We start from the raw sequence: 12,247 nt of genomic DNA, 5'->3' as shown, positions 1-12,247 counted from the left end.
CCCAGATCCCCAAGGCAGCCGCACGACCGGCCGCCACCACCCCGCAGCCGGCGCCGCGTGCAGCGCTGCCGGCGCCCGCCAAGCCGGCCTCCAAGGCCAAGGAAACGGCCGAAACCGACTGGGAAACGTTCTGACGGCGCCGCGCGACAGCGCGGCGGATTTGGCCGGCCGGGGTGCTCCGACACTCCGGCCGGCATTTTTCTTTGCGGCACGCCGCTTGCCGTCCCGCGCCACGTGTGGTCCCGCATCGCCGACACCATCGCCCAGGAGTTCTCCGACGTTCCCGACATCGAGCAGGTGACGCGCATCCTCGTGCGCCTGCTGCTGGCGGCGCTGCTGGGCGGCGCGCTGGGCTGGGAGCGCGAACACAGCGGCCAGGCCGCCGGCTTGCGCACCCACATGCTGGTCTCGATGGGCGCGGCGCTGTTCGTGCTGGCACCGGGCCTGGCCGGCATGGACATCGCGGACCTGAGCCGCGTGATCCAGGGCGTGGTCGCCGGTATCGGCTTTCTCTGCGCCGGTGCGATCGTCAAGGCACACAGCCCGCATACCGTGCACGGCCTGACGACCGCCGCCGGCATCTGGCTGACCGCGGCCATCGGCATGACCGCCGGCCTGGGCCGCGAGACGATGGCGGTGCTGGCCACCGTGCTCGCGCTGATCGTGCTGGGGCTGCTGCCCCGCATCGTCGAGCCGCGCCGCGACTGACGCGGCGCGCGGCCTCAGGGCATCACTTCGACGTACTGGTAGACCTCGCAGTCCAGCAGCACGCGCCGCTGCGGCAGCGGCAGCTGCTCGTACCAGGCGGCGACGTCGTGGCGGTCGATCTCGCGGCCCAGGTGGCGCACCAGCTCGCAGATCGGGTCGGTAACCTTGCTGCGCCAGTCGCCGTCCTCGCGCACATAGCCGAGGTACAGGTTCTTCATGCAGTTGCCGCGGCACCAGGCCTGGGCTTCGCAGGCGTTGCAGGGCATCTTCGGATCGGGCTGCAGCGGGCTGCGGCGCAGCCAGTTGCCGACGACGTCGCCGGTCTGCATCTCCGGCAGGTGCATCAGGTCGGGGCAGGCGAAGATGCGGCCGTCGGGCATCACGTTGAGGATGTGCGTCGACACGCGGCAGGCGGTGCCGCCGCCGCACTGCTCGACGGCACGCGACGGGAACAGCTTGTTGCGCACCGCGCCCATCAGCGGGATGAAGGGGTAGACGCGGTCGGTGTCGGCGAAGAAACGGTCGACCAGTTGCGTCAGCACCGCCTTGCGGCGCTCGACCGATTCGGCCGAATAGGCATCGCCAGCGACGAACTGGAAGTAGACGTAGTCGAAGCTGCGCGTCAGCGCATCGAGTTCGTCGAAGCCGATCTTCTCGTCCGACCAGGTCACGCGCGCCGTCAGCGTGCCGCCCAGGCTGTCGCGCACCAGGCCGATGTTGCGCAGGATCTGCTTGTAGATGCCCTTGCCGCGGTAGCCGTCGGTGACCTCGGGGCCACCGTCGATCGACACCAGCACGTTGGACAGGCGCTGCAGCACGTGGTGGCTGAGGTCGTCGAGCAGCGTGCCGTTGGTCTGCAACTGGAAGCGGAACAGCGGGTGGCGCTGCATCACCGCCTCGATGAACGGGCGGTTGAGCGTCGGCTCGCCGCCGTAGAACGTGACGTAGACCTCCTTGCCGGCGAGCTGATCGGCGATGAACGCGTCGAGCTGGTCCAGCGTGTAGTTCACGTGGCCCTGCGACTCGCGCACGTCGCCTTCGGCGATCGAGCAGTAGCTGCACTTGAGGTTGCAGCGCAGCGTGGTCAGCAGCTGCAGCTCGACGCGGTGGCCGGCGATGGCCGGCAGGCTGTCGGTGGCGAGCTGGCCGGCACGCGGATGGAGGACGATGGTTTGTTCGGACATGATCGGGTGGGTCGACTCCTCGGGAATCGGCATGGATGGCGGCGCCGTGACAGCGCAGCGGCAGGCGCGCCGGGGCCGCAGGGCCGCCGCGCGACGGGCGCGCAGTCTCGCCGCAGCGGCCGGCCCCGTCGCGCCGCCAGATCAAACAATGATCAAGTCGCAACCGCCGCAGCCGGCCGCTGCAGCCCTGGATTCCGGCTCGGGCCCGCAGGCGTTAGCCTCGGGGCCCGACGGCCCACCCCGCGGCCGCTGCAGGACGGCACATGGAGATCGACTTGCGCGACGAGTGGCTGCACAACGCCACCTTCGACGAACTCGCCGTCGGCCAGAGCGCGACGATGCGGCGCGCGCTGACCGACGCCGACATCGCCGGCTTCGCCGCGATCTCGGGCGACCTGAACCCGACCCATCTCGACGACGTCTTCGCGCGCCAGGAAGGCCTGGCCGGCCGCACCGCGCACGGCATGTGGAGCGGCGCGCTGGTCTCGACGGTGCTGGGCACGGTCTTCCCCGGCCCGGGCACGCGCTACGTCTCGCAGCGCATGGACTTCCACGGCGCAGCGCGTTCCGGCGACGTGCTCGAGGTGCGGGTGCGCGTCACCGCCAAGGACGCCGCCAACGGCCGCGTGACGCTGGCCTGCAGCGTGCTGCGCCAGGACGGCCACGTGCTGATGGACGGCGAGGCGGTGGTCGAGGCGCCGCGCCACAAGGAACGCGTGCGCAAGGCCACCGGGCTGCGCTGGCACGTCTTCGACGCCGCCGCCGGGGTGCGCAAGCTGATCGCGCAGGCCACGCGCCACCCCGGGCTGCGCTGCGCCGTCGTGCACCCCTGCGACGCCGAGTCGCTGCGCGGCGCGCTCGACGCCGCCCACCACGGCCTGTTCACGCCGGTGCTGGTGGCGCCGCGCGAACGCCTGGCCGCCACCGCCGACGCCGCCGGGCTGGACCTCGCCGGCTTCGAGATCGAGGACGTGCGCCACAGCCACGCCGCCGCCGAACGCGCCGCCGAGATGGCCGCCAGCGGCGACGTGCAGGCGCTGATGAAGGGCAGCCTGCACACCGACGAGGTGATGAAGGCGGTGCTGTCGCGCCCCGAGCTGCGCACCGAACGCCGCATCTCGCACGTCTTCCGCTTCGACGCACCGGCGTATCACAAGCCGCTGCTGGTCACGGACGCGGCGATGAACATCGCGCCGACGCTGCTGGAGAAGGTGCACATCGTGCAGAACGCGATCGACCTGGCACTCGTGCTCGGCATCGAGCTGCCCAAGGTCGCGATCCTGGCCGCGGTCGAGGGCGTGAACCCGAAGATGGCCTGCACGCTGGACGCCGCGTCGATGTGCAAGATGGCCGACCGCGGCCAGATCCGCGGCGGCATCGTCGACGGGCCGCTGGCCTTCGACAACGCGATCTCGGCCGAGGCCGCGCGCACCAAGGGCATCGTCTCGCCCGTGGCCGGCGACCCGGACATCCTGATGGTGCCCGACATCGTCTCCGGCAACATCCTGGCCAAGCAGCTGGAGTACCTGGGCGGGGCGGTCGGCAGCGGCATCGTGCTCGGCGCGCGTGTGCCGATCGCGCTGACCAGCCGCGCCGACGGCGCCACCGCGCGCCTGGCCTCGGCGGCGCTGGCGGTGCTGGTGGCGCAGGCGGGGCGCTGACGGCGCGAGGCGCCGCGGTTACCAACGAGCACGGCCAGCCAACTCCGGTTTCGTCGCGCCCGGGATTGCGCCGCAGGATGCAGCCGGGGCGGGCGGCGCCGCGGCAGGCTGGCGCCGCGTTTGCCCTGGCGAACGGCTGAGCCGTGCCCGCCCGGCCCCCCGCTACCCGGCCGGGTAGCGGCGCACGCGGGCCCAGGGGGAACCGGCACTTGTTCAGGGCAGACATCAACGGGCTCAGAGCCGTCGCGGTCGTCGCGGTCGTGCTCTATCACTTCGGCGTGCCGGGCATAGCCGGCGGTTACGTCGGCGTCGACGTCTTCTTCGCGATCTCCGGCTACCTGATGACGCAGATCGCGGTCACGCGGCTGGAGCGTGGTTCGCCGCTGGTGCTGGCGTTCTACGCCGCCCGCGCGCGGCGCATCGTCCCGGCGCTCTACGTGATGCTGGCCCTGCTGTCGCTGGCCGGCGCGGCGTGGCTGACACCGCTCGAGCTGCGCCAGCTCGGCAAGCAGGCGATCGCCGCCGCCGGCTTCTTCTCGAATCACGTGTACGCCGGCGAAGGCGGCTACTTCGCGCGCGCGGCGCACGAGAAGTGGCTGCTGCACAGCTGGTCGCTGGCGGTCGAATGGCAGTTCTACCTGGTGTTTCCGCTGCTGGCGGCGGCGCTGTGGCGCCTGGGCCGACAGCGTGCGCTGGTCGCGGGCCTGGGCGTGCTGCTGCTGGTGTCGTTCGCCGCCAGCGTGCTCGTGACACGCTCGGCACCGGCCGCGGCGTATTTCCTGCTGCCCTCGCGTGCCTGGGAGATGCTGGCCGGCAGCGTCGCCTGGTTCGTCGCCGCCCGCATCGGTACCCGCGCCGCGCCGCTGCTGCCAGCGCTGGGCCTGGTGCTGATCGCGGCGGCGGCGCTGTCGTACACGCCGCAGACGCCGTTCCCGGGCGTCGCCGCCCTGCTGCCGGTGGCCGGCGCCTGCCTGGTGCTGGTGCGGCCTTCCCCGGCCGGGCTGCTGGCCGCGCCGCCGCTGCAGTGGCTGGGCACGATCTCCTACTCGCTGTACCTGTGGCACTGGCCGGTCGTCGTCGCGGTGCGATACGCCGGGTTGCCGCTGTCGGCGCCGGCGATCGTCGCGATGTGCGTCGTGGCGCTGGCGCTGGCGCAGGCCTCGTACCGCTTCGTCGAGCAGCCGACGCGGCACGCGCTGCAGGACGCGGGCCTGCGGCGTGCGGCCACCGCGCTCGTCGCCGCCGGAGGCCTGACGCTGGCGATGCCGCTGGCCGCCTACGTGACCAACGGCCTGCCGCAGCGGGTGCCCGGGCAGGCGGCCCAGGTTCTGCCGGGCAACGACGGGCTGCACGACAGTCCGTGGAGCTACCCACAAGCCTGCAGCAACTTCCAGCTGCCGCTGGCAGGCGGGCAGGCCCGCAGCTGCCGGCTCGGCGACGGCGATGGCACGCTGGTCTGGGGTGACTCGCACGCCGAGCAGCTGTACCCGCTGCTGGCGAGCTTCAAGGACCGCGGCTTCCGGTTCGCGACCAACGCCGGCTGCGTGCCGGTGCGCCACCTGAACCGCGTCGCGCCCGGCTTCGACTGCGACCTCTACGCCGAGCAGTTCCTGCGCCTGGCGCTGGCGCCCGAGGTGCAACACGTCGTCATCGCCGGCAGCTGGCTGAACGCGCTGCACGGGCCGGAGCTGCAGGCCGGCGGCCCACCCGACGTCTGCCACAAACCCTCGCCGCAGGCGGCGTGCGAGGCCTTCGCCTCACCCGCGGCCGCACTCGCCTTCATGGAGCTGCAGCTGCGCGAGGACCTGCGCACGCTGACGCGCGCCGGCAAACGCGTGACGCTGGTGCTGCCCTTCCCGGTGCACCAGGTCGACGTGCCGCGCTACCTGGCGCGGCGCCAGTTCCACGGGCAGACGCTGGACTACACGCTGAGCAGCGAGGCCTTCGACGCCAGCGCAACCGACGCGCGGCGCATGCTCGAGCGCGCCGCCCACGATGCCGGTGCCCAGACCCTGGACCCGGCCGCGGTGCTGTGCGCGAGCGGCGCCTGCATCTACCAGCACGGCGGCCGCGCGCTCTACCGCGACAGCCACCACCTGGTCGCCGAAGGCGCGCAGCTGCTGCGCCCGAGCTTCGAACGGCTGTTCGCCGAGCCGCCGGCCAGCACCGTCGCGCGGCGCCCCCAGGAAGCAAAAAACCCCAAGTGAATCGATCACTTGGGGTTTTGCGTTTGGCGGAAAGGGAGGGATTCGAACCCTCGTCACGGTATGAACCGTGAACCGGATTTCGAGTCCGGCGCATTCGACCACTCTGCCACCTTTCCTGGTATTCGCGTGGTCTCGCTGTTGTGCAGCGAAGCCGCGCATTCTAGCGCAGGATTTCGGCTCCGCCTAGGTAGGGCTGCAGCGCCGCGGGCACGCGGATCGAGCCGTCGGCCTGCTGGTGGTTCTCCAGCACCGCGACCAGCGTGCGCCCCACCGCCAGGCCCGAGCCGTTCAACGTGTGCACGAACTCGGTCTTTCCTTGGGCGTTGCGGAAGCGCGCCTGCATGCGCCGCGCCTGGAAGGCCTCGCAGTTGCTGCACGAGCTGATCTCGCGGTAGGTCGATTGCGCCGGCAGCCAGACCTCGAGGTCGTAGGTCTTGGCCGAGCCGAAGCCCATGTCGCCGGTGCACAGCGTGATCACGCGGTACGGCAGCTCCAGCTTCTGCAGGATGGCCTCGGCGTGGCCGACCATCTGCTCCAGCGCCGCGTCGCTGTCTTCGGGGCGCACGATCTGCACCATCTCGACCTTGTCGAACTGGTGCTGGCGGATCATGCCGCGCGTGTCGCGGCCGGCGCTGCCGGCTTCCGAACGGAAACACGGGCTGTGCGCGGTCAGCTTGATCGGCAGCTGGGCGGCGTCGAGGATCTGCTCGCGCACCGTGTTCGTCAGCGGGATCTCCGAGGTCGAGATCAGGTACTGCTCGCGCTGCTCCTCGTCGCCGCCACGCAGCACCCAGAACATGTCTTCCTTGAACTTGGGCAGCTGGCCGGTGCCTTCCAGCACCTCGCGGTTGACGATGTAGGGCGTCCAGCACTCGGTGTAGCCGTGCTCCTGGGTCTGCGTGTCCAGCATGAACTGGGCGAGCGCGCGGTGCAGGCGTGCGGCCGGGCCGCGCAGGAAGGTGAAACGTGCGCCGGCGAGCTTGGCGCCGGTGTCGAAGTCCAGCCCCAGCGGCTGACCCAGGTCGACGTGGTCCTTGGGCGTGAACTCGAAGCTGCGCGGCGTGCCCCAGCGCCGCACCTCGACGTTGCCGCTCTCGTCGGCCGCGACCGGCACGCCGTCCTGCGGCAGATTGGGCAGCGACATCAGCATCTGCTGCAGCTCGGCCTGGATCGCCTCCAGGCGCTCGGCGCCGGCCTTCTGCTCGTCGCCGATGCCGCCGACCTCGGCCATCAGCGCCGAGGCGTCCTCGCCGCGGCCCTTGGCCTGGCCGATCTGCTTCGAAAGCTGGTTGCGCCGCGCCTGCAGGTCCTCGGTGCGGGTCTGGATGCGCTTGCGCTCGGCTTCGAGCGCGGTGAAACGTTCGACGTCGAGGAAGGCTTGCGGCGAACGGCGTTTGTCGAGGCGCGCGACGACGGTGGCAAGGTCGCGGCGCAGCAGGTTGATGTCGAGCATGGGGTCCCTCCGGGATGCGGGGATTCTAGAAAGGCAAAACGGCGCCGGGGCGGGCGCCGTCAAGGGCAGGACGGCGGCCGCTCAGTCGGAGTCGGAGGAGGAGGAAGAAGACTCCAGCTCGGCCATGCTGCGGTCGCCCAGGCCGCGCGGCAGCGGGAAGCGCACCGCCTCCTTGACGCCGTCCATGTTGCGCACGGCGACGGCGCCGAGTTCGCGCAGCCGGGCGATGACCTGCTGCACCAGGATGTCCGGCGCCGAGGCGCCGGCGGTCAGGCCGACACGGCGCAGGCCCTCGAACCACTCGGGCTTCAGGTCGTCGGCGCTGTCGACCATGTAGGCCGGCGTGCCCAGGCGCTCGGCGAGTTCGCGCAGGCGGTTGCTGTTGCTGCTGGTCGGGCTGCCGACGACGACGACGGCGTCGACGCCCGGGGCCATCACCTTGACCGCGTCCTGGCGGTTCTGGGTGGCGTAGCAGATGTCCTGCTTCTTGGGCTCGCGCACGTGCGGGAAGCGCTGCTTGACCGCGGCCAGGATCTCGGCCGCGTCGTCGACCGACAGCGTCGTCTGCGTGACGACGGCGAGCTTGTCGCCGCGCGGCTGCACGCGGTGCACGTCCTCGGCGTCCTCGACCAGGTAGATGCCCGAGGACAGCTGGCCCATCGTGCCCTCGACCTCGGGGTGGCCCTTGTGGCCGATCATGATGAACTCGTAGCCCTCGCGCGCCAGCTTGGCCACTTCGACGTGCACCTTGGTCACCAGCGGGCAGGTGGCGTCGAAGACATTGAAGCCGCGGCGCTCGGCCTCCTCGCGCACCGCCTGGCTGACGCCGTGGGCGCTGAAGACCAGCGTGGCGCCGGGCGGCACCTCGGCGAGCTCCTCGATGAAGATCGCGCCCTTGGCGCGCAGGTCGTTGACGACGTAGGTGTTGTGCACGATCTCGTGGCGCACGTAGATCGGCGAGCCGAACTTCGCGAGCGCACGCTCGACGATCTCGATCGCGCGGTCGACGCCGGCGCAGAAACCGCGCGGTTCGGCCAGAACCAGCTCGTCGATCACCGCGCTCATCACAGCACCCCCAGCAGACGGACTTCGAACCGCACCGGCTGGCCGGCCAGCGGGTGGTTGAAGTCGAACAGCAGCGATTCCTCGCCGACCTCACGCACCATGCCGGCGTAGCTGCCCTGGCCGTCGGGCGTCGGGAACTGCACGACGTCGCCGACGGTGTAGACCGTGTCCTCGTCGCCCAGCTCGCGCATCAGCGACAGCTTCACGCGCTGCATCAGCTGCGGGTTGCGCTCGCCGAAGGCGACGCCGGGCGCCAGGTCGAAAGCCGCTTCGCTGCCGTCCTCCAGGCCGATCAGCGCCTGCTCGATGCCCGGGGACAGGTCGCCGGCACCGATGGACAGCGTCGCTGGCGTGCCGCCGAAGGTGTTGACGATGTCACCGCCGTCGGGACCGGCAAGCCGGTAGTGCAGGGTCAGGAAGGAACCGGGCTGGACGGTGGTCACGGGGGGTTGTCGCTGACGATAGACTGGTTGCGGTCGATTGTATGAGCCGTGTCATGCCCCTCCTGAAGGACCTTCCCGTCGACCAGCGCCCGCGCGAGAAGCTGCTCGCCCGCGGGCCGGCGGCGTTGGCCGACCGCGAACTGCTGGCGCTGCTGCTGCGCACCGGCCTGGCCGGCGAAGGCGTGTTCGAGCTCGCGCAGCGGGTGCTGGCAGGCTGCGGCGGCGTCGCCGGGCTGCTGGCGGCCACGCCCGAGACACTCTCCCGCATCAAGGGCCTGGGCCCGGCCAAACGCGCCGAGCTGCTGGCGGTGATGGAGCTGGCGCGGCGCGCGCTCGCCGAGCCGATGCGCAGCGCGCCGGTGTTCGACGCGCCGCAGACCGTCAAGGACTACGTCGCGCTGCAGCTCGGCGGGCGCGAGCACGAGGTCTTCGCGGTGCTGTTCCTGGACAGCCAGCACCGGCTGATCGTGATGGAGGAGCTGTTCCGCGGCAGCCTGTCTCAGACCAGCGTCTACCCGCGCGAGGTCGTGCGCCGGGCGCTGGCGCTCAACGCCGGCACGCTGATCCTGGCGCACAACCACCCTTCGGGCCTGGCCGAACCCTCGCGCGCCGACGAGTTCCTGACGCAGACGCTGCGCCAGGCGCTGCAGCTCGTCGACGTGCGGGTGCTCGACCACCTCGTCGTCGGCCGCGGCTGCGTGGTGTCGATGGCTGAACGCGGGCTGCTGTGAAGATCTCGAGCCTGAAGGAACTGCAGGCGCTGCGCGCCGCGATCGCGCGCCGCGAGCGCGAGGCCGCCGAACGCGCCGAGCGCGAGCGCCGCGAACACGCCGAGGCCGAAGCCCAGCGGCGGGTCTTCGCCCACGCCGTCGGCCCGGTGTACCCGCTGGCGCCGCACGGCCGCGCCCACGTGGCACGCCCGCGCCCGGCGCCGCTGCCGCGCCAGCGCGAAGCCGACGAACGTGCGGCGTTGCGCGCGACGCTGTCAGACGAGGTCGACGTCGAGTCGCTGCTGCTGACCGACGACGGTCTGTCCTTCCGCCGCTTCGGCGTCGGCCCCGATGTCGTCACCAAGCTGCGCCGCGGCCACTGGGCGATCCAGACCGAGATCGACCTGCACGGCCTGCGCCGCGACGAGGCGCGCGACGCGCTCGCCGGTTTCATCCGCGACGCGGCGCGCCGCAGCCAGCGCTGCGTGCGCGTGGTGCACGGCAAGGGCCACGGCTCGCCCGGGCGCCAGCCGGTGCTCAAGGTGAAAGCGCAGCGCTGGCTGGCGCAGTGCGCCGAGGTCATCGCCTTCACGCAGGCGACCGGGCCGCAGGGCGGCGCCGGGGCGCTGATCGTGCTGCTGTCCTAGCCGAGGCCACCCCGGTTGCGCATCCAGTCGGCGGTGCCGAAGAAGGATTCGGCCAGGCGCTCGGCGAGTGCGGCTTCCAGGCCGCAGTCGGCCATCGCCTGGACCATGCAGGCCAGCCACTGGTCGCGTTCGGCGATGCCGATCGCATACGGCAGGTGGCGCGCACGCAGCCGCGGGTGGCCGAAACGCTGCACGTAGTGGTCGGGGCCGCCGAGCCAGCCGCAGAGGAACCAGAACAGCTTGTCGCGCGAGCCGTCCAGGCTCTGCGGGTGCATCGCGCGCAGCGCGGCGAAGCCGGGCTCGAGCTCCATCAGGTCGTAGAAGCGGTCGACCAGCGTGCGCACGCCGGCCTCGCCGCCCAGGCGCTCGAACAGCGCCGCGTCGGCCCCGTCAGAACTCACCGGTGGCCGTCGGCGTAGCCGATCAGACGGGTCGCGACAGCGACCACGGCCACCGATGCCGCGGCACCGGGCATGGTCTCGAGCAGCAGCTGGCGCCGCAGCACGGCCTCGCGCACCGCCGGGTCCACCGGCACTTCGCCCAGCAGTTCCAGCCGCACCGGCGTGCCCAGGCCGGGCACGACGTAGCGGTCGACGACGGCCTGCAACTGCTGGCGCACGACCCGGCCTTCGCCCGGGCGCCGCGCCTGGTTGACCAGCACCTGCATCAGGCGCCGGCCCTGCGTCGTCGCCAGCACCTTGATCGTGGCGTAGGCGTCGGTGAGCGAGGTCGGCTCGGGCGTCGCGACGACGACGACGTCGTCGGCCAGCGAGACCGCGTAGAGCACGACGTCCGAAATGCCGGCGCCGGTGTCGAGGATGACGTGGTCGAAACGCGGCGCGACCTCGGTGATGACACGCAGCAGCTGGTCGCGCACTTCGGGCGTCATGCGCGAGTACTCGACCATGCCCGAGCCGGCGAGCAGCACCGTGAAGCCGCCCGGCGCCGGCAGCAGCGCCTCGTCGAGCGTGCACTTGCCGGTGAAGACGTCGTGCAGCGTCAGCTTGGGGTAGAGGTTGAGCACGACGTCCAGGTTGGCCAGGCCCAGGTCGGCGTCGAGCACGAGCACGCGCCGGCCCTGTCGCGCCAGTGCGGCGGCAAGGTTGGCGGCGATGAAGGTCTTGCCGACCCCGCCCTTGCCGCTGGTGATCGCGCTGATGCGCGCACGCGGCCGCGCGGCGCGGGCGGCGTCGGCAGGAGGGTTGGGCACGGTGGCCGGCGGGGTACCGTCGGTCATAGGAAGTCCTGGAAGCTCGTGGAATCGAACAACAGCCGCTTTTCGTCGTGGCTGACGAAGGAGTCGGCCGTCGGCTCGAGCAGTACGCGGTTGCGGCCGGCGGCCTTGGCGGCGTAGAGCTGCAGATCGGCACGCTCGAGCCACAGCGCCGGCGTCGAACGCACCCACTGCGGGGCAAACGCGCCGCCCATGCTGATCGAGACCGCGAGTGCGCGGCCGTTGCCGATGTCGACCTGCGTTTGCTCGACCTGCTGGCGGATACGCTCGGCGACGGTCTCGCCGAAGCTGTGCGGGCAGTTGGGCAGGATGATCGCGAACTCCTCGCCGCCGACACGGGCGACGAGGTCCATCGGCCGCACGCTGTCGGTCAGCACCGCGGCCACCGCGCGGATGACCTGGTCGCCGGCGGCGTGGCCGAAGCAGTCGTTGACGCGCTTGAAGTGGTCGATGTCGGCGACGAGCATCAGCGCCGGCTCGCCGCTGCGTGCGACGCGGTCGATCTCGCGCTCGAGTGCGAGCTGGAAGGCGCGGCGATTGGCAAGCCCGGTGAGCGCGTCGCGGCTGGACAGGTCGACGAGCGCGTCGATCAGCTGCTGCATCCAGACGGGGCTGCCGGGTTCGCCCCGGGGGTCGGGCACACCGGAGAGCGCCAGCAACTGCAGGGCCTGGTCCAGGCGCAGCGGCTGCGTGTCGGCGGTGGGCGGGTTCTGGTAGGGACGATCCACGGGCGAAGGCTGGAGTGCCGTCGGCGGCGCCGACCCGGCTTCGGGAAACCACCAGTCTAGCCGGGACACCCCCCTTCGCGAACGAGATCTGAGCGGAAAACGCCTCACAACTCGACCCCACGGTGTTCTGCGGGCACGAGACACTGGCGGTCGACGTCAACCTTGTGCATCGCCGTGTCGCCACGGCAAGCCCCCCCCGCCCCATGA

The 12,247-nt window shown here is 71.6% G+C and carries 12 protein-coding genes and 1 tRNA gene; 5 read left to right on the top strand and 8 right to left on the bottom strand.

From position 1 onward, the window contains the following. Positions 1–234 precede the first annotated feature (234 nt). Positions 235–708: an MgtC/SapB family protein gene (locus CKO43_RS22905; RefSeq protein WP_200229617.1), complete on the top strand. Its 474-nt coding sequence runs from the start codon at positions 235–237 to the stop codon at positions 706–708. A 14-nt stretch (positions 709–722) separates the two neighbouring features. On the opposite strand, the gene CKO43_RS22900 is transcribed toward CKO43_RS22905, so the two are convergent. Beyond that, a complete protein-coding gene (locus tag CKO43_RS22900) occupies positions 723–1,925 on the bottom strand; it encodes a radical SAM/SPASM domain-containing protein (protein ID WP_242481308.1) in 1,203 nt (400 codons plus the stop codon). A gap of 230 nt (positions 1,926–2,155) precedes the next feature. Here CKO43_RS22900 and CKO43_RS22895 point away from each other — a divergent pair, with 230 nt between their 5' ends. Both CKO43_RS22895 and CKO43_RS22890 read left to right on the top strand, forming a co-directional pair. Continuing rightward, complete coding sequence (locus CKO43_RS22895) at positions 2,156–3,553, top strand: bifunctional enoyl-CoA hydratase/phosphate acetyltransferase (RefSeq protein ID WP_200229615.1); 1,398 nt, start codon at positions 2,156–2,158, stop codon at positions 3,551–3,553. Between the two features lie 209 nt (positions 3,554–3,762). Next, positions 3,763–5,760 (top strand): acyltransferase family protein, encoded by a 1,998-nt coding sequence (locus CKO43_RS22890; protein WP_200380096.1) that lies wholly within the window; start codon positions 3,763–3,765, stop codon positions 5,758–5,760. A 24-nt stretch (positions 5,761–5,784) separates the two neighbouring features. On the opposite strand, the gene CKO43_RS22885 is transcribed toward CKO43_RS22890, so the two are convergent. The 4 genes from CKO43_RS22885 to CKO43_RS22870 all read right to left on the bottom strand — a co-directional run bounded on the left by CKO43_RS22885 (position 5,785) and on the right by CKO43_RS22870 (position 8,721). Further along, a tRNA-Ser gene (locus CKO43_RS22885) sits at positions 5,785–5,876 on the bottom strand. 44 nt (positions 5,877–5,920) lie between these two features. After that, complete coding sequence (gene serS / locus CKO43_RS22880) at positions 5,921–7,213, bottom strand: serine--tRNA ligase (RefSeq protein ID WP_200380095.1); 1,293 nt, start codon at positions 7,211–7,213, stop codon at positions 5,921–5,923. 81 nt (positions 7,214–7,294) lie between these two features. After that, entirely contained in the window at positions 7,295–8,278 is a 984-nt protein-coding gene (gene ispH / locus CKO43_RS22875) for a 4-hydroxy-3-methylbut-2-enyl diphosphate reductase (RefSeq protein WP_200380094.1), read from the bottom strand. Continuing rightward, entirely contained in the window at positions 8,278–8,721 is a 444-nt protein-coding gene (locus CKO43_RS22870; protein WP_200229607.1) for an FKBP-type peptidyl-prolyl cis-trans isomerase, read from the bottom strand. Before CKO43_RS22870 ends, ispH begins: the two co-directional genes overlap by 1 nt. Positions 8,722–8,774: 53 nt before the next feature. Here CKO43_RS22870 and radC point away from each other — a divergent pair, with 53 nt between their 5' ends. Together radC and CKO43_RS22860 are read left to right on the top strand one after the other, a co-directional pair. After that, positions 8,775–9,452, top strand: a complete 678-nt coding sequence (gene radC / locus CKO43_RS22865; protein ID WP_200380093.1) for a RadC family protein — start codon at positions 8,775–8,777, stop codon at positions 9,450–9,452. Next, positions 9,449–10,078 carry a Smr/MutS family protein gene (locus CKO43_RS22860; protein ID WP_200229603.1) on the top strand — a complete coding sequence of 210 codons (630 nt, stop codon included), beginning with the start codon at positions 9,449–9,451 and terminating at the stop codon, positions 10,076–10,078. The genes radC and CKO43_RS22860 overlap by 4 nt, the downstream gene beginning before the upstream one ends. Here CKO43_RS22860 and CKO43_RS22855 read toward each other — a convergent pair. Genes CKO43_RS22855 through CKO43_RS22845 form a run of 3 tightly spaced genes read right to left on the bottom strand, consistent with a single transcriptional unit; the run spans position 10,075 to position 12,040 of the window. Further along, positions 10,075–10,479: a globin domain-containing protein gene (locus CKO43_RS22855; protein ID WP_200380092.1), complete on the bottom strand. Its 405-nt coding sequence runs from the start codon at positions 10,477–10,479 to the stop codon at positions 10,075–10,077. The genes CKO43_RS22860 and CKO43_RS22855 overlap by 4 nt on opposite strands. Beyond that, positions 10,476–11,315, bottom strand: a complete 840-nt coding sequence (locus CKO43_RS22850; protein ID WP_200380091.1) for a MinD/ParA family protein — start codon at positions 11,313–11,315, stop codon at positions 10,476–10,478. The genes CKO43_RS22855 and CKO43_RS22850 overlap by 4 nt, the downstream gene beginning before the upstream one ends. Beyond that, positions 11,312–12,040 (bottom strand): diguanylate cyclase, encoded by a 729-nt coding sequence (locus tag CKO43_RS22845; RefSeq protein ID WP_200229597.1) that lies wholly within the window; start codon positions 12,038–12,040, stop codon positions 11,312–11,314. The genes CKO43_RS22850 and CKO43_RS22845 overlap by 4 nt, the downstream gene beginning before the upstream one ends. Between the last annotated feature and the right edge of the window lie 207 nt (positions 12,041–12,247).

The organism is Rubrivivax gelatinosus (assembly GCF_016583785.1).
Lineage (GTDB): Bacteria > Pseudomonadota > Gammaproteobacteria > Burkholderiales > Burkholderiaceae_C > Rubrivivax > Rubrivivax gelatinosus_B.
The sequence above is the reverse complement of the archived record's forward strand: the minus strand, read 5'-3'. Positions and strand labels throughout refer to the sequence as shown.